Source organism: Nitrospira sp. Nam80 (genome assembly GCF_965152575.1).
This window is the reverse complement of the sequence record NZ_OZ224216.1, coordinates 4,441,809-4,463,465: the sequence shown is the minus strand read 5'-3', so window position 1 is coordinate 4,463,465 and position 21,657 is coordinate 4,441,809. Positions and strand designations below refer to the sequence as shown.

Below are 21,657 nucleotides of genomic sequence, written 5' to 3'. Positions count from 1 at the left end.
AGGAAACGAACCATGGAAACTACTGAAATTCTCGACATATTAGGAACCGTGATTTCCCAGTTGAAGACCTACGCCGCGAAGTTGCCGCCCGTGGTGCATTTGTCGGTGGCTCCCGCCGGAATCAGACCCAAACCGGAGGCCGTTGAAATAGTCGAGCAGGCGCTGGCGCGGTTCCGTTTACAGAGCGCCGGGTCGGCGCTTCGTGTGATGAATGAATTTCTCGTGGAGTCGCTGGAGGCCTTCGAGGCTGGAAAACTGCTGGCAGCGGTCCAGCCGCTTCTTGCGGTGCTGGACCATGTGGATCGCATGCGGCGCGATAACGAGATCAAGGTCAACCATGCGGACGAAAAGCGTCTCGCGGAGTATCGGACGGCGCTGATGAAGATTCTGCCGGGGAGCCAGCCTGAACTGGAAGGAGCGGGAAGGGGAATGTGACTGGTCAGTGTCCCATCTTCGGACCGGCGGCGTTGGCGCCTTCGGTCACGAGTTTCACCCGGACGAGTTGATTACAATGCGGGCATCGCGCGCGGACCGTGTTTTCATCGAGAAATTCGAATTGGTCCTCTTTGAGCCACATGAGTCGAAAACATTTCGGACAGCTTCGGACTTGCGTTCCCATACTATTCCTCTTACACTCCTCCTGATGTCCTATATGACGAAGGGAGACTAATTTAGTACAAGATGCCGTCTCCTCTCAAGAGCGTCAAACACGCCGTCGCCTTTTCGGACCGGAAAGACATCGACCTCTCTCAGCTCCTCCGTCTGTACCACCAGGCCCCCTGGGCGAAAGGCCGCACGGCCGAGCAGGCGCAACGGATGTTGGGCCATACCGATCTGGTCGTGTCCGCCTGGGCCGGCGATCGGCTCGTCGGTTTTGGACGTGTCTTGACCGACTATGTGTTCCGCGCTTCGATCTGGGACATTATCGTCGATAAAGCGTACCAAAGCCGCGGCATCGGCACCGATCTCGTCCGGCACATCCTCGACCATCCCACGCTCCAGCACGTTGAACTCTTCTGGCTCTGCACGCGCATGCCGGGCTTCTATGAGCGGCTCGGGTTCAGCGCCAAGGAGCAGACCGGCATGGTCTGGTCTCGAGCCAAGCAAGCCAGGCAGGCATAGCCTCGGTCAGGCGTGCTGATGTCTGAGTAATCGCTTCGGCGAGAATAGGACCGACAGAAAGAAGACGGCCGTGGCGAGCAGCACGATGGCCGGCCCCGACGGCAGATCGAATGTATAGGACAGGAGGACTCCTCCGACCGCGCACAGGGTGCCGATAATCGCGGAGTAGAACGTCATCTGCGCCAGGCTGTGGGTGAGTTGATAGGCGGTTGAGGCCGGAATGAGGATCATGGCGAAGACGAGGATCGCGCCGACGGTCTTGAGCGCGATCACGACGGTGAGTGCGACCAATGAGAGGAGCAGGTAGAAGATTTGCCGGGCTGGGACACCGGAGGCTTCGGCCATTTCCTGGTCGAACGCGATGAAATATAACTCTTTCGAGAGCAGCAGAATGGTCCCCAACACCAGAACGCTCAATCCCCCAATGACGAGCAGTTCTTCGCTCGTTACGGAAAGGACGCTGCCGAACAGATATCCATACACCTCGGGATTGTAGCTTTTCATGAGTCCAAGAAAGAGGATCGCGAGAGCCATGGTTGTGGTGTAGAGGATCCCGATCGACACGTCCAATTTCATCCGTCCCTTTTCCTCCACCCATCCGGTGATCCAGACCGTCGCCAATCCAAACACGATTGCCAGGCCCATCGGCGAAAAGCCCACGAGATATGCGAGGGTAACCCCGGCAAAGGCCGCATGGGCCGTTCCCGCTCCCGCAAATGCCAGGCCTCGCAGCACGACGAAGACGCCGATGACCGAACAGAGGAGTCCCACGAGCGCTGCAGCAAGCAGCGACCGTTGCATGAAGTCGTATGCCAGCATCTCTAACATTGTATCGACGTGGTCATTGCAATCGTTTGTTCATTGGAGGATTTGGAATATCTAAGCGGGCCGGGCGGGCCTTTACCCATCCGAATCGTGGCTCACTGGTGCACTGTTGCAATAGTGCCATGGACACTGACGCAATGATGGACTGGTTCAATGATCACGTCGCTTTTCAATGCCGGTGATAATCTTCAACCAAGATAAAATCTTTGTCCGTAATCACGAGCTCTTTACCGTACACCTGGCTGAGAATATCAGGCTTCAAGACTTCTTCGGGACGGCCGGAGGCATAGAGCTTCGTCTTGAGCAACACCAACCGGTCCACGCGGGAACGGATCATATTGATGTCATGCGTAATCAGAAGAATGGTCAGGCCCAGTTCCTTATGGAGTTGCTGAATCAACTCGACCACGCTGTGTTGCGTCGTGATGTCGAGCCCTGTCGTCGGCTCATCCAGCAGCAGAATCTGCGGCTGCTGCGCCAATGCGCGGGCGATGAAGACTCGCTGCTGTTGGCCTCCTGACAATTCTCCCAGCGCCGTACGCTGATGGGTCTCCATGCCGACGTGACTTAACGACTCCAGCGCGATGTCCCGATCCCGGGTAGAGGGGCGTGTAAAGAGTCCCAAGGCGCCGTAGCGGCCCATCATAACCGCTTCCAACACCGTCACAGGGAAATGCCGTTCGATCATTCCCTTTTGCGGCAAATATCCGATGCGGGCGCGATGGTGACAGCGCAGTTCTTCACAGGCGCAATCGAACACCCGCAAGGTGCCCTCCAGCGGCGCCATCAGTCCCAACACAGCTCGGCAGAGGGTCGTCTTTCCCGATCCGTTAGGCCCGATGACCCCGACAAATTCCCCCTGCATGATCTCCAGCGAGATATCTTGCAAGGCCACGACCCCGGGAAACCCGAGGGTGGCGTGATCGAAGCGGATGATGGGAATGCTCATCATGGAGCGATTCGAATCGAACGTGATGGCGTGCTATGGATGGGGGCCGCGTTCCGTCGGCTTCTCCAGCGCGTCGGCCAATTGGAGCACATTATAACGGAGCATGTCGAGGTAGGTCTCCGTCCCGGGGACGGCTCCCGGAAGAGTGGTCAATACCACCACGCGCGCGCCCGTTTCGCGGGCCAGTACCTGCGGAAGTTTCTGATTCAACTGCGCCTCCGATACGATGACCCGGATGCCGGCTTGCTTGATGGTCGTCACCATCGCTTGAACCCGGCGGGCGGACGGCTCCGCACCCGGTTGCGTTAACAGGGTGCCTGTGACGATGAGTCCGAAGTAGCGGGCAAAATAAGGCCAAGCCGGGTGATGCACGACGATGCGGCGGTCTGAAACCGTCTCCAAACGGAGTCGAAGTGCCTCGCTCGTTCGGTGAAGCTGGGACAGATAGATCGATGCATTCGCTTCGTACTGTTCTCGATGGGCCGGATCGGCGGCGATGAACGCATCGGCAATATGGCGGACCATCACGGAGGCGCCGTCGGGGTCCAGCCAGACATGCGGATTGCCGTGAGAATGGGAATGGGGCGCACCGGCGCCGGCTTGCATCCCGGGGGCGTCGTCTTGATCTTCGAGTAACTCGATGCCGCGCGAGGCCGTAACCGTCTGCAAACGGGGATTCCCCGCGTTCTTCACCAAGGTCGAAACCCAGACTTCCAGTCCCGCGCCGATTTCGATCAAGATCTGCGCCTTCCGGACCGCCACCAGGTCGCTCGGCTTGGGGGAATAGGTATGTTCGCTTTCATAGCCGGTCATGAGCGAGGTCACGCTGACATGCGGGCCTCCGATCTGCTGGGCCCAATCCTTGAGAACAGGGAGCGTGACGACCACATTGAGGGCCTGTGATCCATAGGCCGGCGCAGCCGCCCACTGAAGAACAGGACAGAGGAAGGCGATGAGGAAGAGTCGGAAATAACGCGGGCTGTGAAACACGGAGCGGACGGTAGCACTCGATCTGGGCATTGTCAACGAAGGGTGAGCGAAGAAATATCCGACGGCGATCTCCAAACCCTTGACCCCGCCGTGAACTTCGATTAGCGTAGCGAGCCCATTATTGAGATGTCTCGCATTCTGTACGCTCCAGGAGGGTCATGAAAGTCATCGGGCTCATGTCCGGAACATCCGCAGACGGTGTCGATGCAGCGCTGATCGATATTCGCGGGCGCGGAGAAGCGCTCAAGGTCACGATGCTGGCCTACCTGTCGCGCCCTTACTCACGCAGCCTCCAGCAGCGGGTGCTTGAGGCGTCGCTGAAAGGAACAGTGGCCGACGTCTGTCATTTGAATGTCCTGCTCGGAGAACTGTTCGCGCAAGCGGCGCTCCGCGTGATCGCGCGCGCGGGATTGAAGCCGGCCGACGTGGCGCTCATCGGATCGCATGGCCAAACCATCCATCATCTGCCCGTCGGGACCAAGGAAGCGGGTGTCGGGGTCGTTCGTTCGACACTGCAAATCGCGGAACCCGCGGTAATCGCCGAGCGCACGGGCATCACCACCATCGCGAATTTTCGATCTCGCGATATGGCCGCCGGAGGAGAAGGCGCTCCCTTGACTCCATACGCGCACTATGTGTTGTTGCATCACCCTCGTCGTGGGAGATTGATCGTGAACCTCGGCGGCATCAGCAACGTGACGTACCTTCCCAAACAGGGGAATGCCGACAATGTCGCTGCGTTCGACACAGGCCCGGCAAATATGGTTCTCGATGCGCTCGTACAACGGGTGTCGGATGGCCGGATGCCCTTTGATCGGGGAGGAAAACAAGCGGCGGCCGGCACGATTCATCGGGAATTCCTGGCGGAATTGATGGCGCACCCGTTTCTCAAGCGACGGCCGCCGAAATCCACCGGACGCGAGGAATTCGGCGAACGGTTTGTCGATCAAGTCCTCGCGCGATCGCGCGCCCATCGACTCAGGCCCGAGGATCTTCTGGCCACCTGCGCGTATTGGACGGCCGCCGCAGTCGGATCCGCACGACGTTGGATCAGCAGCGGCATCGACGAAGTGGTGGTGGGAGGGGGCGGCATCTATAACGAAACGGTGATGCGCCATTTGCGATCCGTCTTCCGAAATGTGCCGGTGAAGACCTTTGACGATCTGGGATGGAAAAGCAAAGCCTTTGAAGCAGTTGCCTTTGCAGTGCTAGCCCATCAAACCGCCTCGGGTGAATGCACGAATCTGCCCCAGGTGACGGGCGCGCGGCATTCCGTTATCCTCGGTGCCATCGTTCCCGGCGCGGGAAAGCGGCCGGCCGGTTCATCGCTCATTCCTCAATCCCGGCGCCGATAAATGGATCCAGTTTATCTATTGGTCGGCGCCGGCGCAGCCCTGATGGCAGCCATGATCGGTTGGAGTGTGGGGACCAGGCGGTCCGGTAGCAGGCGAAGCCCCGTCCAACTGGATCTCGGCAAACCGACTACCGTGAAACCGGTCCTGAGCGAAGCCGAAGTTAGCTTCTATAATCTCTTGAGAATGGCGGTACAAGACCGGTACCTCGTATTTGCTCATGTCCCGCTCTGGTGCCTGGTGGATGTGCCGATGCCGGAGGCCGGCTCGCGGGTGCCGTTGTTGAGCCAGCTTGCGCTGAAACGGGCTACGTTTGTCCTCGTGCATCCCGGGACGAGGCAAGCGGAAAAGGTAGTGGACTGGAAAGGCGACAGCGGGCTTGAAGCGCCGGAAGAACGTCCGGACCCTCTTCTTGAAGCGGTCTTGAAGTCGGCCGGTGTGCAACTCGTCACGATCCACGCCCGCGAGTCTTATACGGTGGCCGATTTGGCCGCATTGTTTGATACGGCGGAACCCGATTGATGTAAGTACCCGTCGCAATGAACCGGTAAAGGAAGAAGGCGGACCATGTCATCGTCGGCGGGCTTGCCGGCCGCCTATTCCAGAGGGACGTTTTCATTCTTGAAGCCATACAGGTCCAACGCGCGACGCGCCGCTTCGGCCTCAGCCATGTCGGGATACTGATCGACGACTCGTTCGTACATCATTCTAGCCTTCTCCTTGTCGCCGAGTTTGGTATAGGCTTGTCCGATCTTGAGTGTCGAAGCGGGGAGTTTCGGGCTAAGCGGGTAGTACGACAGGACGGTATAAAACGAATCGAGTGCGTCCTGGTATCGCCCGAGCCGATACTGGCATTCGCCGATCCAGTATTGGGCGTTGCCTGCCAGCGCTGACTGTCCATGAAGTTCTAAGAAGAACCGAAAGCCGGACAAGGCGGCTTCATAATCTCTCTGCCGGAACTCATCCATCACCCGGTCATACAGATGACGAGCCACATGGTGGGTGGAATCGGCTGCAGCGGCAAAATGGCCCATAACAGAGAGACAGCCGGTCATGACCATGATGATGAGGCAAGATCGCAAGCGACGGGCGGCTCGCACCAGCATATTCATCATCGGTTCCTCCCTTGCTCTTTAAACTCACGCTATGGAAGCAAGCGCTGTACCCATTCGAGCCCGCGGCCGCCTAGTCCGATGGTAACCGCATGAAAGGTTGGACGATTCGTTCCAGCGAACGCAGTCCCTGGCTTCACACGACAAGCCATTCCGTTCCTGGGAGTCGCTCCAAAAAGAACGATTCTGTACGGAGCAGTCTGTTTCCCGCTGCACTTCATTCGACTCGATGTGGTCGGCTATGGTTCAATTGTTCCCATTGTTGAAGGAGACTCTTCGGCCGATGGAATCTCATGAAGCCGGCCCGCGCGAGATCAGTGAAGCTGTCCTGCAGGAGCCGCCGCCTAATCCCAGAGGGGGCCGCACGCTGATTGTGGACGGACATGATCCCGCCGCCTATGTCACTCCCAGCGCAGCACTGAAGGATGCGCAGGACAACGACCAGGTATTCATCCGGCCCGGAATCTATGAAGATAAGATTTTCATATCCGCCCGCCCGGTACTCATGGTGGGTGCAGGACGAGACCATGTGACGGTGTTTTGCCGCCGCGGCGGGCCGCTGTACCTTCAACGTGTTCCTTCCGGATTGGTGAGCGGCCTCACGTTTCGCTATGTCGGCAGCGATCAACACTCGGCGATGAATATCCTCGATTCGACCGTCACCATTACGCAATGCCGTGCCGTTGACGGCCTCCTGTCCGGTGTCGTGATCTATGGTCCGGAATGCCGGCCCAACTTCCATGACAATGAAGTCTGCGGGAATCGCGAATCCGGGATCTTTGTCTTCGCCGGCGCGCAGCCGCGGGTGGCTCATAACCGTTGCGCGGGCAATCATCATTTCGGCATCGCGGTGCGGGATCCTGGAAGCCATCCGGAATTGGTCCGCAATCTCTGTCGGGACAATATGCTGAGCGGGATGTTGCTGTTTCATCACGCCGAAGCGCTGCTTTTGGAGAATGACTGTCGGGAGAACCGGCAATGGGGCCTCGTCATGACGCCGGACTGTAAGCCCGTGCCGGGTCGGGATGAGTTGGCCTCAAGTAACCTGCTCACCCCCAATCCAAGAGGCGCGATTCAGGTCACGGAACAGCCATTGAGTGAGATTGGGCGATGACCGGAACCAGGAAGGACCCAGATGGGCGGGAGTAAAGGCATAGGAACGGCATTACGAAGCAGGAGCAGAATCAGGTGCCCCGCTATTGGTCACCGAATGAAATTCAAAGGCGTTGCCCCCTCGTTGTTTGGCCCGGTACATCGCGGCATCCGCATGTTTCAGCAGCCCGTCGATATTTTGATCGTCCGATGGATAGAGCGTCACGCCGATGCTGACGCCGATCGACAGGCGGTGCGTTCCGAGAGCAAACGGCGCACTGAGCGACTCGATAACGCGCTTGGCGACGACCGCGACATCCGCGTCGCCCGAGACACCTTCTAAGATCGCGGTGAACTCATCGCCTCCCATCCGGGCGATCGTATCGACCTCTCGGACACAACTTCTCAACCGCTCTGCGACGGCTTGCAGGAGGCTATCGCCCACGCCATGGCCCAACGTGTCATTGACGGATTTGAACCGATCGAGATCCAGCAGCATGACTCCCAGCGGTTGGTCTTCCCGTTTACTGCGGGCCATGGCGTGGACCAGCCGGTCTCGGAACAATGTGCGATTCACAAGCCCGGTCAGTTGATCGTATTGTGCGAGGTAGGTCAGTCGTTCCTGCGCCCGCTTTCGCTCAATGGCATAGAGAATCGCCCGCGCCAATACAACGGTGCCTCCCTGGCCTTTGACGAGATAATCCTGGGCGCCGTGCTGGATCGCCTGCAGCGCCAGATTGTGATCGTCATGCCCGCTCAGGACGACGACTGGAATCCCGGTGCTGGTGCTCAGCACTTGGGTCACGGTACTGAGGCCGAAGGTATCGGGCAGCGACAGATCCAACAACACCACGTCGAACCGATCCCGACTCAGCCGCGTGAGGCCTTCGGATAGGGTGGAGACCTGCACGAGTTCGAACCGGTCGGGCTGCCATTCGCTCAGTAGATCCTGTGTCAGCTGCGCATCAACGGGATTGTCTTCTATGAGCAATACTTTCATTGATCGGCACGCCAACCAAGGATTGCCGGCTGAAGAGCGAAGGCATTGTGTTCGGCGTCACGAGAGTGCCCGGTCAAAGTATAGCGTACCCTGCCGGATCAACAAGGGGAAACGTCGGTTTGGGCGCAGGCCGGAGAGCCGGCGACAGTGGGGGATCGGACCGGAAGAGTGAGGGTGATTGTCAATCAGAGCCAACAGCAGCCTGTCTTGGGAGCACGCCCCTGCTCATGGGGCAACGGGCTTTTGGGAGATGGGCTCGAGATACTTCCACAGAAGCTTGGCTTCTCCTTCACTCAAGACAATGGGCGTATTGTTGGCGGCTCCGGAACAATAGATTTCGATGTGGTGGGATCATGCCAGATCTGACATCCGCAGTGCGTCAAGCTATCCAAATTCAACGCGCGATTGCCAATTTTGACGGAGTGCACGGCGTCATCCTCTGTCAGCGGAAGGCACGACTTCTCCATCGAGATCCGCCACATACTCGCCGAGCTTTCGATCGTCCTCATCATAGCGATACAGGGTTGTTTCGCCTGGGTCATCGGAAGAACCGGCACGATTCCGACTGATCTTCTCGGTTAAAACTGCATTCGAGCAGAAACGGAGCGTTGCGATCGAATCCTTGGTCGTGATCGTCATCTGCCGCACCGGCCCGCGTACCTGTTCCAGTTCATTTCCACGCCGAGTCGTGAAGAAAAGGTCAGCGGCCTCTCCATGAGCCGGCCAGGCCGGCGGCCAAAGGCCGATAAACAATGTCATGGTGATCTGCGGAAGAAAACAGAAGCGCTTCTTGGTCTTCATGACCGGCCTGCCTCCGTTGAGGCGTTCTGTTTGTTATAACAAAGTTTGAAGGATATGATGCAGGAACCATGCGACTTGCGATCAAAATCGGCATAGCCGTCGTCGTGCTCGCCGGACTGGTGTATCTCTATTACACTGAAGTCAAACCGGTTGTAATCTTCGGCCTCCGTTCCGACTACGCCCGGGCCATCCCGTTGCAGAAAGTTCCGGAAGGGCTCACGAGCCTGAAGGCCGAGTCCTGCGGGCAATGCCATCGTGAGATCTACGAGGAGTGGAAAACCAGCATTCACTCGCGATCCTATCAGGATCCATTCTTCCAAGCCTACTGGACCAAGGATAAGCGTATCTGGGTTTGCCTGAACTGCCATACACCGCTTGAAAATCAGCAACCGACCCTCGTGAAGGATATCCCCCGCGGGCGGGTCGAAAAAGCGCATCAGGAAACCAATCCGCATTTCGATGCCGAATATCAGAAGGAAGGCGTCACTTGCGCTGCCTGTCATGTGCGCGACGGCGCCATACTTGGGCCCTATGATGATTCCGCGGCTCCGCATCCCACGAAGTTCGACCCATCCTTTCGCACGACCGAGATCTGCTATCGATGCCACAATGTGGTATCGGGTCCGGCGCAATTCTATAACGTCGGCCCTTGCGGCACCTATGCCGAGTATGAAGGCAAAGTCTTCATGAAGGAGCGGGGATTCATTTGCCAGAGCTGTCATATGCCGGAGATCGACCGGCCGGTGGCGGAAAACGGCCCGATCAGACGCGGCCGGCAACATCTGTGGCGAGGCGGACACGATCCGGATATGGTGAAACGAGCCGTCGCGATTCAGGTGACGGCTACTCCATCCGTCCCGAAGCCGGGAGAGGACTTGAACGTGACCCTTACGTTGCTGAATGCAGGGGCGGGACACAAGATTCCGACCGGTGACCCTGATCGGTACTTTACGGTGGAATTCGAGGTGGTGAACCGGAACGGCGGACGGATTGCGCAGCAACAAAGCACGATGGGGCGGTGGATCATGTGGCAACCGGCGATCGTGGAACTCTATGATAATCGGCTGCTGCCTCTCGCCAGCCGGGACTATCCCTTTACTGCTCGCCTACCGAAAGAGATTGAGGGGCTCCGCCTCATCGCCCGCGTTCGGTACCACATCCAATCCGAACGGCAACATCAAATGTTGATCAACAAATTCGGCCTGACGGCAAAGGATCCTTATCACTTTACTGTGTATGAGCGAGAAGTCCCACTGACGGCTGATATCGCATCGGCCTTCAACGATGCGCCTAATCCGAGGGTAGGATGCGCAGTCCCTCATGCGGATGAAGCGAGGAAGAAAAGCGCGCAGGCCGGCTAAAGCGCCGCGGCCAGGCAGCGCCGCGGAGAAGGGGACATTCGTTCGCGCGTTACTGAACTCGGGCAACTCCGCATGCAGAACCGGGCATGGCTTCCATAAACTTACCTTGAACGCTCACGATGTCCTTGATCGTAGGCAGAGGAAGCGTCATCCTGATCTTCCAGTTACTGCGGCCCTCTTCCATCGATACAAATTCTCCATCGGCCTGGAACTTGGTTAAATGGGTCGGCACATAGCACACCCGGCGGCTTCCATCCCGTAACAACACTTCCAATACAAACCAGACGTTCGCCAGCCTCCGTTCGAATTTCCGATAGGAGGCATTGTTGAGTTCGCCGCCGGATGACGCCAGTGCCTCCTTGATCTTGCCGCGCATGGCCTGATTCCCCGTGATCGCAACCGGGAAATAGAGATCCGCTTGTCCTTTTTCTTCAAGCCGTGCCTTGACTTCCGGCTCTCCAACGCTGATGTCATGTCCATGCTGGGCAATTTCATCAACCAATGAGGAGACGGTCATGGTTTTCCGTTTCACGCGGTCTCGCTCGTCCGTGAGCTGCTGTTCCGCTTTGGCATGGAGGTCTTCCCCGGTGAGAAGCCGCTCATGTAAGGCGCTCTCGCGTCTTTGAATTTTGGCGAGCGACTGTTCCTTTTCGCGCAAACGGCTCTGCGCCGCCTCTCGATCAGCGCCGGCTGTTCCTTCTGAGCCTCCAGAATTCTTTGGTTTCTCCAGGTCCTTGGCGAATGCCGCATAATCTTCCTGCAGCTTCTTATATTCCTGGCTCAACGGCCTGCCCTTGATCCGGTTGGCCAGTTCGTCCATGCGTTCGGTCGCGAGACTGGTGGTGAGTTTCACGGCGAACCGGAGCGTCTCGCCCACCAGCGTCCTGCTTCGCTCAACGCTTTCCACTCGCAAGCCGGCGCCGGCGATCGCCTGAATCTCTTCGATCGTGAGCCGCGAATGTTTCGCCTTCGTGGCTTCCGTGACAAATGTGACTGCTTCTTTTATCGCAGACTGTTTCGCGAGCTGCAGCACCATGGCTTCAGCGAACAGAGGCGTTTCGCCGTCATCCATCATGTACGAGGCCTGCGCTTCGATCAATTTCGTTTCGGCGGACACAGGAACGCCGTACAGAACACAGGCCAACAGAATAAAGAATAAAAACATGATTGAATCTTACCATTCTGACCACGTCAGTCCTACCCCGGCATTTGCCATTGGTCGTCCGTGACCGCGCCTCCGAGGTGACTCACGAGCTTGGGCTCGGAAGCCGCATTGTCCACGAGGATCGTTCGTGGCAGTCCACCGCGGCGGCGAATCTTCTCCAAAACGATGAAGGGCGTTTGCGTCTTGGGAGCGGATTTACCGGGCCGCCCGGGCCAAACGAGGCAAGACGATCCATAGACCAATGAAGATGGCGGCCAGCACGACGGTGATGGCGAGACTTATGCCCAGGCTTCCAAGGATCATTTTGGAGATCAGATGAAAGTCGAGGCAAATGCCCAGCATCAATGGGAACATGCTGAACAACAACAGCCGCGACGAGATCTCAATGAATCTCCGGCTGATGCAATTCTGATGCACCTGACGATGGTAGGCGGCAGGGGTCATGACGAGGGCAATGGCCACGGCCACCAGACTGATCGCGAAAAGATGGATCATGCGATCGGCGGAAGGCAGCTCCCAAAATGTTGCGTTGAACACCGCGATCAGTTGGAAGCCAAAGAGAGCCTGGATGCCGGGCAGTACCATCCGGCACTCTTCCAACAGATGCGAGGCCACCTCCGCCAGCGGTTCTTGCTCCACCAAGCTCGGTCTGCCTTGCCACATACGCGCAATCATGGTTCCACCCTGGGCCGTCCCAAGCCATAGCGGTTACCGCTGCAATCGGCGTAGTCCGCTTCCCTCTCATTGTGCGCCGCCAATGGCCGCAGACATAACCAGGAATATCCCCAGCCGTCCCCGCTTGATTTTAAGACTCGCTGAAGGCGACGGGGGCAAGCGTAAAATCAACCCGCGGCGACTGGATAACCGTCTTGCCGGAACGACCCTGTGTGTGGAACAGAGAGTATGCCGTGATGACCGGCCCGTTCATCGAAGGAACCGATGACGATTGCCATACCTACCGGCGGGGAATTCCTATGTGGAAATTTGCGCTTAGACTTTGGACTCTTCGGACACCCGGCCTATCGCCGGCAGATGTACGATATATAACCGTGCCATCCTGAGCCTGTCGGGTGCGGAAGTGACATATCGAAACGGCGGATGTTGCTGAGGTCGAGAGACAGTTCAGTGCCCTAAACCAGGAGTTGGCGCTTGCTTCTTTTGGCTTCGGTGGAGATCAGCCTCAATTTCGGCCGCCCTCGCGGCTGCTTGGTGGTGACCTTTCTGCGCCGCGAGCCTATAGAATTTGAGAGCCTTATTGAGATCCCTCAGACCGCCCAGGCGGCCCGATTCAAGAGCTTCCCCCATGCGGTATGCCGCGTCGGGATCTCCGCCGGCGGCTTTCTCCGAGTCGGCCGCATATTCTTGGGCGGCTTTGGGATTCAGCGGTTGTGCCCCCTGTGCCTTCACATCACCGTGACTGCCGGCCACTAAAACGGATAGAGTCACAAGCATGACGCTCCCAACGTTCGTCATGGCAGCCTCCATCGCTCGTCTCCAAAATTTGAACATACATTATTACATTTGTTCAAGTCCGGCGAAGTTTGATGAACAAATGGGAGATCTATGGGAACTCCAGGGCTGGTTGACATGAGGCGGGGCAATTGGTCCGGGAAAAGGTAAGTCACGCCATGTCGCCTCCATGAAATGGGAGCGGAAACAGGATGTTGCAGCCGTCAACGGGGGACTAATCCATATCAAATCCGGTGCATTTCTGCGGTAAAGACGCCAGGTCAAATCTCTCCAATGCGTGGACCACGCCGGCGTTGTCTCTCACTGTCAAAGTATAGACCGAATCCTTGGTGCGAACGGTGCTCAAAGGTATGTTCTTGATCATCCATATGGTGACGCCCGAGCGCTCCTCTTTTTCTTGAAGTGCTTGCTTGCTTTTGGCATCCAAGTATTCGCCTTGTGAAATGTTGATCACACCATTCTGACATTGAATATGCATTGGTTTTTGAACCGGCCATTTCTGCGGCCTGATAATTGTGTTGTCGGGAAGTTCGATGTTCAGTTCCCAGTTTGCGAGCGGTGTGGCGGAGCGGTCGTTCGCAATATGCGCGAAGACCAGGATTCCTATTGTGGTTGCCATATCCTCTGCGGGCGTTCGGGACGCTGAGTGACGCTGCCAAGGAAATACTGTCACTTTATCGATCTTCCCAACTATTTGTGGTTGCGCTTTCAGCTCATTGCGGACTTGTTCGGTCTTTCTCCTTAATTGTTCGGCCAGTACAAAAGATTTCTTGGCGGCATCTTTTACGAGATGTTCTTGTTTCTGGGTCTCCTTCTTCGCGTCCTCAAGCATGCTTTGCAGTTGTCCGATCTTCGCTTGGTCTTCTCCTTTTTCTTTCGCTTCAAGATAGGTAAGCACGGCTCCTGAAATAATGAAGCCTGCAAATCCAATAGAAATATATATTCTCCATTGAGGATAGCTCTGCATTAACAGTGGGTATCCGGTGCAGATGAGAATTGTGGCTAGATAGAATGAAAGTTCACCGACCATTTCGCCTTCTCATCGCGATAGGCTTGGATGTGCCCCGCTGGCGGTAGGAACTGCACGCTGCTGCCCTACATATCTGGACGGGTCATTTCAAGGATCCCTCAGTGAATGAAACAGGCCTGATGGAAACGCAGCCCGGCCTTCATTCCAGCTTCAAAGATCTCAACATCCGGTGGAGTAAAGGGGAGTCGCTCGGCAAATTATTACCGGTCTGTTTCGTTTGATCAATGGATACGGCTCTTAGTTGTATTCTTCGTCAAGCCGCCTATAATTCAAAGATGAGACTTAGAAACTACGGTGGAGCACGTATAGCTTCGCCGGCGCGTCACGCAGTATGCAGACTCTCTTTATTCGAATGGGGACTGGATGAAGAGGAGGGCCGAACGATGCAGATGCTCACGATAGTCTGTGGCCCGCGAATTGAAGAGCAGGTTCGCATGTTGTTGAACACCCTTGCTGTTACAGGATACACCGTCATTTCTGACGTCGGAGGTAGCGGCCAAACCGGGATGGTTTTTGGGAAAGGCCTATGGGCAGATCGCAGCAAGTTATATCTCATCGCCTTGGACGACGAGCACATGGCTTCATTAGTGAACGCGGTGAAGGAGCTGCATGACAGGCAGGTTCAAGAGCACCGGGAATTCGTGTTAAAAGCTTTTCTCCAACCCTGCGAAGTGATTGTGTAACGGCTGAAACGCGACCCTGCGATGACGCGCACGAGGATAATGGCATCCGGCGCGCCAACTTCTCTGCATGTGGCCGTCCCAGACATTATCGGGTCGCCGGAGATAAGCGGAGTATTCTTCCATTGCTGCTGTCCGTCAGGAGGTAGAGCAAGCCGTCGGGCCCCTGCTGCACGTCGCGGATGCGTTCGCGTAGATCACCAAGGTAGCGCTCCTCATGGACCACCTTGTTGTCACGGAGCGTCAGACGCACGAGCAGCCCAGGATTGAGCGAACCAATGAATATATCGCCCTTCCAATCAGGGAATGCCTCCCCTGTATAGAACACCATACCGGAAGGCGCGATCACCGGATCCCAATAATACACGGGCTGCTCCATACCCGGCTTCATCGTCCCTTCTCCGATGCTTGCGCCACCATAGTCCACGCCGTAGGTGATGACCGGCCAACCGTAATTCTTTGCCGCCTCAGGATAATTCAGTTCATCGCCTCCTTGGGCGCCATGTTCCACGGTCCAGAGTTGTCTGGTGCCTGGATGAATCGCCGCCGCCTGAACGTTGCGATGGCCGTATGACCATATTTCCGGCCGTGCATTCGTTTGACCCACGAAGGGATTATCACTGGGAACCGCCCCATCCGGATTAATATGGATGATCTTCCCCAGACCGGAGGACAGGTCTTGTGCCTTATCGCGATCGCCACGGTCGCCCTGAGTAATGAAGAGGGTATGGTCGCGCGCAAACACGAGACGAGAGCCGAAATGATTGGGGCCGTTTACCTTGGGCTGCTGCCGATAAAGAATCTCCACCTGATCAAGCCGGCCGTCCTCAACGAGCCGACCTCGCGCTACCGCCGTCCCGGCCGTATCGTTTTCCCCGGGCTCGGCATACGAGAGATAGACGAACCGATTGTCCGCAAAACGTGGGTCGAGCTTTACATCGAGGAGTCCTCCTTGGCGGCCGGCAAACACGGGCGGTACGCCTGCGAGCGGCTCGGATAATGCTCCCCGTGCTCCCACTATACGTAATCGGCCGGGCCGTTCAGTAACAAGGAGCCGACCATCAGGCAGGAACGCGAGCGCCCACGGGTGTTCCAGACCGACAGCCACAGTTTCAACGCGGAACATTCCCTCGCGCGGGGCCGGTGTAGGCGATCGCGGCGTTTGGGCCATAGCGGTTTCAAAGCCCGAACCAGCGACGATGAAGTTAATGACAAATGCAAACCGCAAGATCGCGCGTGACATAGATCAGCCCTCACAGGGGTGGCGAGTACATACGCGCACTGTAACGAGCACAGCGGCCTTCTCAGGGAAAGCAGAGATGAGAAGAGAGTATATACAGGCTCAAGGTGTAATCCGCGAAAAATTTAACACCATCAAAGCCTAAATAGGCCCAGATACATGTGAGCTGGAAACCGGTTACCCTGTGTTCCGCCCAGGATCAGAATGTGCGAGATCTTGGCTCTGTCGCCACGGTCATTCGTTTTATGCAGGGCCTCGGAACGGCTGTGCCCGTGCTCTCTGGCCGTATGGCTGTCGGCGTGGTGTTCGGGTGCCTATTGTGGGCGATGGCCACGTCATCTCCGACCCAAGGCTTGCCGCAACACATGGTGACCTACATGACTGGGCCGGGCCAGACCGAATGCCCCAACAACTGGACCGAGGCGGCCTACGCGCAAGGGCGGTTGATCCTCGGCACGACTGCCGGCTCGAAAGTCCAGATTCTGGCAGGCACCCCCGCAACAGATGCGCAGCCGCCCCAGCACGTCCACGCGTTCACGGTCACTGGAACGATCGCCAGCGCGTCGAACTCGTCATTGCCCACCTCGGGCGTACACATTCCAAGGGCCGCGGGCGGCGAGGTCACGAGCAGCGGCACCAGTCAAGAAGCGTCCCTCCCGCTGCCCTTCATCCAGTTCCTGGTGTGCGAGCAAATGGCAGCGGTCCCTATGTGGTCATGCAGGCCTGCACCTACACGGCGGGTCAGTCGGAATCCCTCGGCAAGCGATAGATCGGGACAATCCTTTCAAGCTCGGGTAGGGGAGGCGCGTGATGGCCACGCAAGCGACGCAGATCCAGTACAACTACAACATGATCGAGGACTATGCGCTGACGGTTTGGCCGCCGGTGGCTCAAAATGTCCAGTACTCGTTCCTGACGTTGCAAAATGGGGCCAGCGGGACACCCGTGAGCGAAGTGCTGACGGTCACCGATCAGAACGAACTCCTGCATTTCTTTCGCGACCCGAGCGTCATTCCGGCTGGGGGCAGGAGCAGCGTCTGGTCGACGGCGCGCCGGATCAGCCCATCACCAAGCTGATCGGGTTCTATCAGGGCGACGCGCTGTTCGTGTTCGCGCACTACGCGGCTTCCGGCGGCGCCACCAGGTTATCGGCATGCAGAAGACCCCTAACAGCGGGTGGGCCGCGATGCCGATGACACCGGATTTGACCAATGCCCTTGGCGCGATGCTCGAGACCGCCATGTTCACCGACGCCGCCGGCAACGTGATCGTCTACGGTGTCTCGCAGCAGTTCAACCAGCCCACCTTCGTGATGCTGGCGGCACAGGGGGCGCAGCCATGGGACCTAGTGTTCGAGGGGGTGGCTGCAAGCGGCGCCACCTATCGCCTGCTGCCGGGGCAAAGCGGCGAGCAGCTCACCGTGATGACGCTGCAAGGGGTGACCGCGACCTTTCAGGGCAGGTCGATCGCCGACGGCATGTTCCAGTGGGGTTCACAGCCCGCTATCAGCCATGACCTCGGACAGGGGGACATCGCGGCGCAGGAGGTGTTCGCTATGCCCTCTACGAGCAACGATCCGGGCTTTTTGGCTGCTGAGCAGCACCGGCACGCTCTATCGGGTCGAGGAGTACCTCGCCGACCAACCGACTGTCACTCCGATGACCGGCGGCGCGAATCAGCCTGCCGGCGCCCAGCAGGTTGCCATCGGGCTCGACAGCGAGAACCGCTGGATGGTGTTCGTCATCGAGACTACGAGCACCAGGCTTTGGCTGCTCCGCCAATCGCAGGCTTCGACGGGGACCCGAGGGGTCACGTTCAACGACTGGGTCGCGCTCGGCAATGAGCTTGCGTCAATTGCCTGCCCGCCGATCATGACCGCGGGGCCGGAGCTGTTCTTTTACAATCTTCAAGCGCAGGTCTGCCAGATGGCGCAAGGCATCACCGGCGGCGACAGCACCTGGTTCACCACCCAAATGGCCGTGCCGGCCGCCGCGAACGCCAATCCGACTCAGACGACGACGTACACGCAGGAGCTGATTCTCCAGAATGATCAGGGGCTGCCCGTGCCGAGCTCGCCTGTGACCCTTTATGCGGACCGCAAGGCAGTGATCGTCGCGAACGGTCTCTCGTACCATATCGGGCCGAACGAGCCGGTGTTGGTGGAGAGCGACGCGAGGGGGGCGGTGACGGTTGCAACGGCAGCCACGGCGCTGAGTGCGCCGTCCTTGGGCGCCGCGCTCTGGTTCCGGGCGGATGTGCGCGTTCACCAGCGGCTGGCAGGACAGGATGCAACCTTTCCGATGACCGGCGCCTCGCTCCAAGCCGCGGGCCTGCTGCCGGCGGCAATGTCGCCGAGCGATGCGACCCAGGTTGCGCAGACGATCACCACGCTCGGCGCCGCGGCCGCCAACCTTGCGCCGTCGGCGAGCCGCGCCACGCGCGCCGCTCTGCCGGATGCCTGCTTCGAGCTCGACTTTACCCAGCCGGGTCGTCTGGTCTGGCGTGAGCTCGACCCGCAGCTTTTCGGGAGAACCGCAGCGGGGAGCGCGGTCGGCGGTTGGATCAGCGACATTGTCGGGGACGTCATCCACTTCTTCAAGCAGACGGTCGATGAGGTGAAGACGATCGCCGTCAGCATCGTCAACGGCGTGGCCAATCTCGCCATCAATGGCATTGCCTATGCGTTGAACAGGATCAATGAGATCGTCGATGGCATCGAGTTGGTCCTCAAGAAGATCGCCACGCTTTTCAAGGAGGTGATCGAGATTATCAAGGTGATCATCGCGTGGCTCCGTATGCTGTTCGAATGGGACGACATCCTGCGCACCCATACGGTCATCAAATACTACGTCAACTCGGTATTCACCAATTTGAAGAACAGTGACCAGCAGGCGGTGAACTTGATCCAGAGCGAATTCAGCGCGCTGCAAAGCAAGATCACGAAGGGCGTGAACCAGATCGCTACGGTGTTCGGTAACCAGTCGTTCAACGGCTTCATCAGCCGGCAGCCGGGCGGCTCGTCGTCGAGCCTCGCGGCCCAGAGCTATCGCACGACGTTCAACGACCATGCGGTGCGCTGCAACTATGCCCTTGCCAAGGCCCAGCAGCATTTCGCCGGCGCGACCGGTCTCCCGACCACTCTTGCGGCTGCGGTCGACTCCGGCCCCTTTGCCAACCTGATCAACATGATCCAGCAGCAAGTCTCCAGCCTCCAGGCCAGCACGGCCAAGCTGCAAGCCCTGCTGCAAATCCAGATCAGCGATCCGACCAAGCTGTTCGACCTGGCCGCCGCCGGGTTCCTCGAAGCTGCGGCCGAGGTCATCACCTTCATTCTCGACGTGATCGAGGATATCGCCGTCGGGCTCATTAACCTGATCGGCGGAGCGATCACCGCGCTCCAGGACTCGCTGAACGCCGACATTGACATCCCGATTATCTCGTGGCTCTACAAGTACGTAATCACGGGCACGATCGTGGATCCGGGGGACGATCTGACGATTCTCGATCTGCTCTGCCTAATCCTCGCCATCCCTGCCACCATCCTCTACAAGGTTCTGTTCGGCGGGGCGAGCGCGTCACCGCCGTTCACCTCCGCGCAGGTTAGTGCGATCACGAGCAGCCCCATCCCTTGGCCGAGTCTGTCGTCCATCCGCACCCAAGCGGCGCCGGGCACGATGACGCCGACCCAGGAAATATTGCTCGCTCTCGGCGGCATCACGTACTTTCTCTATGCGTTCTGCGACATGGGGATTGATGCTTATGCCGCCGCGGAAGAAGGAGGACAGGACCCGTTCGCGACGTTCCTGTCCTGGACAGGCATCGTCCTCGGCGTGGTAATTCTCGGGCTCACCGTACCCTACACGGTCCTGTCAAAGTCCGAGGCCGACTGGTCCGAGGCCGACAAGGCGACGCTCACCTACTGGGCATTCGGCTTCGGGCCCATTCTCCTCAACATCGCGTTCACGACCTTATCGAGCGTGAAAGCGGAGTCGAGATTCCTTCCGATCGTGGGGCCGATCGCCCTCACCATCTTCGGCGCCATGGTCCTCGGCATCGGCGTCTGGGCCACGGTCGAGCAGGCCCTGGATTCGAGCTACGAGAACGGGTGGACCGAGGCCGGGAATATCATCGCCCCGATCCCGACGAGCTGTGCCTGGCTCCTCCCCCTGACGGACGCGACCGATGGCATCTCGGCCGGGTTTCTCGTCGGGATTGCGGCGGTGTGTGACTTCGGGGCCCTGGTGACGACGGTGGCTGGAGACGCGACCTCGGCATGATCGGTCGTCTCGGCCGGGTTGTCACCGAAAAGAAGCACGTGGAAAACTGAAAGATCGGCTTCACGAAGTGAAGAACCACAGATGCGGAATTGAGAACTTTCAGGGCGGCATGTATGCCGGGTTCCGATCCTCGCAGCGCTCCGTCATCAAGGACCAGCGGGGTTAGAATGCCATGCCGGCTCGTTCTTCCATGTCCCGGATGAACTCCTCATACTGTTTCACTTCCTCGGCGCCTTTGGCCCTGACGTGTCGATCACGGGCATGAAACTCATGAGGCGTCACCTTATAGCAAAAATCCCACAAGGCATCGGCACTGTGAGGATCAATCCCGCCCACGCGTGCCTCCAACATGACCATGAAGGTGTTAACCCCTTCATAAGTCGCACGACGGTCGCCTGCGCGGTGCTTCTCACGTATCTCACTCATTTGGTTGAGATAGGGATCAAAGTCACCCGGAATGATTCCTTTCTCAGCCAATATCTGGTAGGTCACGACTTGTCCCAGCAGCTCTTCCGACCACGCAGCAGATTTTTGACTCTCAGTGTTGCCCCAGAATGCCGGTACCGTGGTGCCGAGATGATCTGGAGCCGCGTGAACAATACTAAAGCCTAGTAGGCTGGAAGCCGCGATCGTACCGAACATCGCCCAGATTGTGCTGTTATCTTTCATGTCTACTTTCCTTTCTCCCGCTTTCTTCATGAGCAGGATGTTGAAAAAGTCCTCCAGCTTTGTTCTTGGAAGACACCGGGCGCTCACCGTCCCGGGCCCGTGCGCCAATGTGACGCTCCTTCTTCCGCCGTCTCGTGCACTCCATTATTCCTCGTGCCGTGGACCTAGTTGCGGCCTTGCTCGAAGCCATTGTGAACATCCTGCTGGTGGTAGTGTCTCGTCATCCGGGACATTCATTCAGCGACTTCCTAGTGATGCACAAAGATTTTTTAGAAACCTGTTAGGGAACAATAAGCTGGTTCTCGGCGATCCGGAATAGCCTAAGTCCGCACTGTATTTCGTTCTGTACAACGCAAACGTTATGCCATTGGCGTTGTGACGAATGCGGATGAATAAGAAGAGTTTTGGAGCGCGATGCTGGGGCAAGGATAGGGGGGCGTGACCGCGAACGGTGCACCGGCGTGAAAACGAACGGACGGCATCCGGCGGAACAGCTGCGAACGCGCGGGGTGTCCCGGCGGT

The 21,657-nt window shown here is 58.1% G+C and carries 22 protein-coding genes; 9 read left to right on the top strand and 13 right to left on the bottom strand.

Annotation, left to right across the window (positions count from 1 at the left end; all coding sequences use genetic code 11):
- Positions 1-12: 12 nt before the first annotated feature.
- Positions 13-435 carry a hypothetical protein gene (locus tag ACWGXE_RS20905; RefSeq protein WP_447600070.1) on the top strand — a complete coding sequence of 141 codons (423 nt, stop codon included), beginning with the start codon at positions 13-15 and terminating at the stop codon, positions 433-435.
- 4 nt (positions 436-439) lie between these two features.
- On the opposite strand, the gene ACWGXE_RS20900 is transcribed toward ACWGXE_RS20905, so the two are convergent.
- Entirely contained in the window at positions 440-619 is a 180-nt protein-coding gene (locus ACWGXE_RS20900; protein ID WP_447600069.1) for a hypothetical protein, read from the bottom strand.
- Between the two features lie 62 nt (positions 620-681).
- Here ACWGXE_RS20900 and ACWGXE_RS20895 point away from each other — a divergent pair, with 62 nt between their 5' ends.
- Positions 682-1,122: a GNAT family N-acetyltransferase gene (locus ACWGXE_RS20895; RefSeq protein ID WP_447600068.1), complete on the top strand. Its 441-nt coding sequence runs from the start codon at positions 682-684 to the stop codon at positions 1,120-1,122.
- Between the two features lie 6 nt (positions 1,123-1,128).
- On the opposite strand, the gene ACWGXE_RS20890 is transcribed toward ACWGXE_RS20895, so the two are convergent.
- The 3 genes from ACWGXE_RS20890 to ACWGXE_RS20880 form a co-directional block, all read right to left on the bottom strand.
- Positions 1,129-1,941: a metal ABC transporter permease gene (locus ACWGXE_RS20890; RefSeq protein WP_447600067.1), complete on the bottom strand. Its 813-nt coding sequence runs from the start codon at positions 1,939-1,941 to the stop codon at positions 1,129-1,131.
- Positions 1,942-2,116: 175 nt separating this feature from the next.
- Positions 2,117-2,899, bottom strand: a complete 783-nt coding sequence (locus tag ACWGXE_RS20885) for a metal ABC transporter ATP-binding protein (protein WP_447600066.1) — start codon at positions 2,897-2,899, stop codon at positions 2,117-2,119.
- Positions 2,900-2,929: 30 nt separating this feature from the next.
- Entirely contained in the window at positions 2,930-3,916 is a 987-nt protein-coding gene (locus tag ACWGXE_RS20880; RefSeq protein WP_447600065.1) for a metal ABC transporter substrate-binding protein, read from the bottom strand.
- A 128-nt stretch (positions 3,917-4,044) separates the two neighbouring features.
- Here ACWGXE_RS20880 and ACWGXE_RS20875 point away from each other — a divergent pair, with 128 nt between their 5' ends.
- Positions 4,045-5,241 carry an anhydro-N-acetylmuramic acid kinase gene (locus ACWGXE_RS20875; protein ID WP_447600064.1) on the top strand — a complete coding sequence of 399 codons (1,197 nt, stop codon included), beginning with the start codon at positions 4,045-4,047 and terminating at the stop codon, positions 5,239-5,241.
- Positions 5,242-5,760 carry a DUF2726 domain-containing protein gene (locus ACWGXE_RS20870; RefSeq protein ID WP_447600063.1) on the top strand — a complete coding sequence of 173 codons (519 nt, stop codon included), beginning with the start codon at positions 5,242-5,244 and terminating at the stop codon, positions 5,758-5,760. It abuts the gene before it with no gap.
- 74 nt (positions 5,761-5,834) lie between these two features.
- On the opposite strand, the gene ybgF is transcribed toward ACWGXE_RS20870, so the two are convergent.
- Complete coding sequence (gene ybgF / locus ACWGXE_RS20865; RefSeq protein ID WP_447600062.1) at positions 5,835-6,353, bottom strand: tol-pal system protein YbgF; 519 nt, start codon at positions 6,351-6,353, stop codon at positions 5,835-5,837.
- A 280-nt stretch (positions 6,354-6,633) separates the two neighbouring features.
- Between ybgF and ACWGXE_RS20860 the strand changes: the two genes are divergently transcribed.
- Entirely contained in the window at positions 6,634-7,464 is an 831-nt protein-coding gene (locus ACWGXE_RS20860) for a right-handed parallel beta-helix repeat-containing protein (RefSeq protein WP_447600061.1), read from the top strand.
- Positions 7,465-7,515: 51 nt separating this feature from the next.
- On the opposite strand, the gene ACWGXE_RS20855 is transcribed toward ACWGXE_RS20860, so the two are convergent.
- A complete protein-coding gene (locus tag ACWGXE_RS20855) occupies positions 7,516-8,442 on the bottom strand; it encodes a diguanylate cyclase domain-containing protein (RefSeq protein WP_447600060.1) in 927 nt (308 codons plus the stop codon).
- Positions 8,443-8,874: 432 nt separating this feature from the next.
- Positions 8,875-9,243, bottom strand: a complete 369-nt coding sequence (locus tag ACWGXE_RS20850; protein ID WP_447600059.1) for a hypothetical protein — start codon at positions 9,241-9,243, stop codon at positions 8,875-8,877.
- Positions 9,244-9,311: 68 nt separating this feature from the next.
- On the opposite strand from ACWGXE_RS20850, the gene ACWGXE_RS20845 reads away from it, so the two are divergent.
- On the top strand, positions 9,312-10,604 hold the full coding sequence (locus ACWGXE_RS20845) for a hypothetical protein (RefSeq protein ID WP_447600058.1): 1,293 nt from the start codon (positions 9,312-9,314) through the stop codon (positions 10,602-10,604).
- Positions 10,605-10,653: 49 nt separating this feature from the next.
- Here ACWGXE_RS20845 and ACWGXE_RS20840 read toward each other — a convergent pair whose 3' ends face one another.
- The 4 genes from ACWGXE_RS20840 to ACWGXE_RS20825 all read right to left on the bottom strand — a co-directional run bounded on the left by ACWGXE_RS20840 (position 10,654) and on the right by ACWGXE_RS20825 (position 14,269).
- On the bottom strand, positions 10,654-11,769 hold the full coding sequence (locus tag ACWGXE_RS20840) for a hypothetical protein (protein ID WP_447600057.1): 1,116 nt from the start codon (positions 11,767-11,769) through the stop codon (positions 10,654-10,656).
- Between the two features lie 195 nt (positions 11,770-11,964).
- On the bottom strand, positions 11,965-12,432 hold the full coding sequence (locus ACWGXE_RS20835) for a DUF6328 family protein (protein ID WP_447600056.1): 468 nt from the start codon (positions 12,430-12,432) through the stop codon (positions 11,965-11,967).
- 459 nt (positions 12,433-12,891) lie between these two features.
- Positions 12,892-13,242: a hypothetical protein gene (locus ACWGXE_RS20830; protein ID WP_447600055.1), complete on the bottom strand. Its 351-nt coding sequence runs from the start codon at positions 13,240-13,242 to the stop codon at positions 12,892-12,894.
- Positions 13,243-13,453: 211 nt separating this feature from the next.
- Positions 13,454-14,269, bottom strand: a complete 816-nt coding sequence (locus ACWGXE_RS20825) for a YtxH domain-containing protein (protein WP_447600054.1) — start codon at positions 14,267-14,269, stop codon at positions 13,454-13,456.
- Positions 14,270-14,652: 383 nt separating this feature from the next.
- Between ACWGXE_RS20825 and ACWGXE_RS20820 the strand changes: the two genes are divergently transcribed.
- Positions 14,653-14,952, top strand: coding sequence for a P-II family nitrogen regulator (locus ACWGXE_RS20820; RefSeq protein WP_447600053.1), 300 nt, complete (start codon positions 14,653-14,655; stop codon positions 14,950-14,952).
- A gap of 85 nt (positions 14,953-15,037) precedes the next feature.
- Here ACWGXE_RS20820 and ACWGXE_RS20815 read toward each other — a convergent pair whose 3' ends face one another.
- Positions 15,038-16,192 (bottom strand): PQQ-dependent sugar dehydrogenase, encoded by a 1,155-nt coding sequence (locus ACWGXE_RS20815; protein WP_447600052.1) that lies wholly within the window; start codon positions 16,190-16,192, stop codon positions 15,038-15,040.
- A gap of 807 nt (positions 16,193-16,999) precedes the next feature.
- On the opposite strand from ACWGXE_RS20815, the gene ACWGXE_RS20810 reads away from it, so the two are divergent.
- Positions 17,000-17,266 (top strand): hypothetical protein, encoded by a 267-nt coding sequence (locus tag ACWGXE_RS20810; protein ID WP_447600051.1) that lies wholly within the window; start codon positions 17,000-17,002, stop codon positions 17,264-17,266.
- Positions 17,267-17,847: 581 nt separating this feature from the next.
- On the top strand, positions 17,848-20,466 hold the full coding sequence (locus ACWGXE_RS20805) for a hypothetical protein (protein WP_447600050.1): 2,619 nt from the start codon (positions 17,848-17,850) through the stop codon (positions 20,464-20,466).
- 162 nt (positions 20,467-20,628) lie between these two features.
- On the opposite strand, the gene ACWGXE_RS20800 is transcribed toward ACWGXE_RS20805, so the two are convergent.
- Positions 20,629-21,135, bottom strand: coding sequence for a hypothetical protein (locus ACWGXE_RS20800; protein ID WP_447600049.1), 507 nt, complete (start codon positions 21,133-21,135; stop codon positions 20,629-20,631).
- Positions 21,136-21,657: the final 522 nt, after the last annotated feature.

What these genes read in the sequence shown, in the direction of transcription:
- ACWGXE_RS20905 (WP_447600070.1), top strand. Translation starts at nt 13, where the DNA reads ATGGAAACTACTGAAATTCTCGACATATTAGGAACCGTGATTTCCCAG.
- ACWGXE_RS20900 (WP_447600069.1), bottom strand. Translation starts at nt 619, where the DNA reads ATGGGAACGCAAGTCCGAAGCTGTCCGAAATGTTTTCGACTCATGTGG.
- ACWGXE_RS20895 (WP_447600068.1), top strand. Translation starts at nt 682, where the DNA reads ATGCCGTCTCCTCTCAAGAGCGTCAAACACGCCGTCGCCTTTTCGGAC.
- ACWGXE_RS20890 (WP_447600067.1), bottom strand. Translation starts at nt 1,941, where the DNA reads ATGCTGGCATACGACTTCATGCAACGGTCGCTGCTTGCTGCAGCGCTC.
- ACWGXE_RS20885 (WP_447600066.1), bottom strand. Translation starts at nt 2,899, where the DNA reads ATGATGAGCATTCCCATCATCCGCTTCGATCACGCCACCCTCGGGTTT.
- ACWGXE_RS20880 (WP_447600065.1), bottom strand. Translation starts at nt 3,916, where the DNA reads ATGCCCAGATCGAGTGCTACCGTCCGCTCCGTGTTTCACAGCCCGCGT.
- ACWGXE_RS20875 (WP_447600064.1), top strand. Translation starts at nt 4,045, where the DNA reads ATGAAAGTCATCGGGCTCATGTCCGGAACATCCGCAGACGGTGTCGAT.
- ACWGXE_RS20870 (WP_447600063.1), top strand. Translation starts at nt 5,242, where the DNA reads ATGGATCCAGTTTATCTATTGGTCGGCGCCGGCGCAGCCCTGATGGCA.
- ybgF (WP_447600062.1), bottom strand. Translation starts at nt 6,353, where the DNA reads ATGATGAATATGCTGGTGCGAGCCGCCCGTCGCTTGCGATCTTGCCTC.
- ACWGXE_RS20860 (WP_447600061.1), top strand. Translation starts at nt 6,634, where the DNA reads ATGGAATCTCATGAAGCCGGCCCGCGCGAGATCAGTGAAGCTGTCCTG.
- ACWGXE_RS20855 (WP_447600060.1), bottom strand. Translation starts at nt 8,442, where the DNA reads ATGAAAGTATTGCTCATAGAAGACAATCCCGTTGATGCGCAGCTGACA.
- ACWGXE_RS20850 (WP_447600059.1), bottom strand. Translation starts at nt 9,243, where the DNA reads ATGAAGACCAAGAAGCGCTTCTGTTTTCTTCCGCAGATCACCATGACA.
- ACWGXE_RS20845 (WP_447600058.1), top strand. Translation starts at nt 9,312, where the DNA reads ATGCGACTTGCGATCAAAATCGGCATAGCCGTCGTCGTGCTCGCCGGA.
- ACWGXE_RS20840 (WP_447600057.1), bottom strand. Translation starts at nt 11,769, where the DNA reads ATGTTTTTATTCTTTATTCTGTTGGCCTGTGTTCTGTACGGCGTTCCT.
- ACWGXE_RS20835 (WP_447600056.1), bottom strand. Translation starts at nt 12,432, where the DNA reads ATGTGGCAAGGCAGACCGAGCTTGGTGGAGCAAGAACCGCTGGCGGAG.
- ACWGXE_RS20830 (WP_447600055.1), bottom strand. Translation starts at nt 13,242, where the DNA reads ATGACGAACGTTGGGAGCGTCATGCTTGTGACTCTATCCGTTTTAGTG.
- ACWGXE_RS20825 (WP_447600054.1), bottom strand. Translation starts at nt 14,269, where the DNA reads ATGGTCGGTGAACTTTCATTCTATCTAGCCACAATTCTCATCTGCACC.
- ACWGXE_RS20820 (WP_447600053.1), top strand. Translation starts at nt 14,653, where the DNA reads ATGCAGATGCTCACGATAGTCTGTGGCCCGCGAATTGAAGAGCAGGTT.
- ACWGXE_RS20815 (WP_447600052.1), bottom strand. Translation starts at nt 16,192, where the DNA reads ATGTCACGCGCGATCTTGCGGTTTGCATTTGTCATTAACTTCATCGTC.
- ACWGXE_RS20810 (WP_447600051.1), top strand. Translation starts at nt 17,000, where the DNA reads ATGGCCACGCAAGCGACGCAGATCCAGTACAACTACAACATGATCGAG.
- ACWGXE_RS20805 (WP_447600050.1), top strand. Translation starts at nt 17,848, where the DNA reads ATGACCGGCGGCGCGAATCAGCCTGCCGGCGCCCAGCAGGTTGCCATC.
- ACWGXE_RS20800 (WP_447600049.1), bottom strand. Translation starts at nt 21,135, where the DNA reads ATGAAAGATAACAGCACAATCTGGGCGATGTTCGGTACGATCGCGGCT.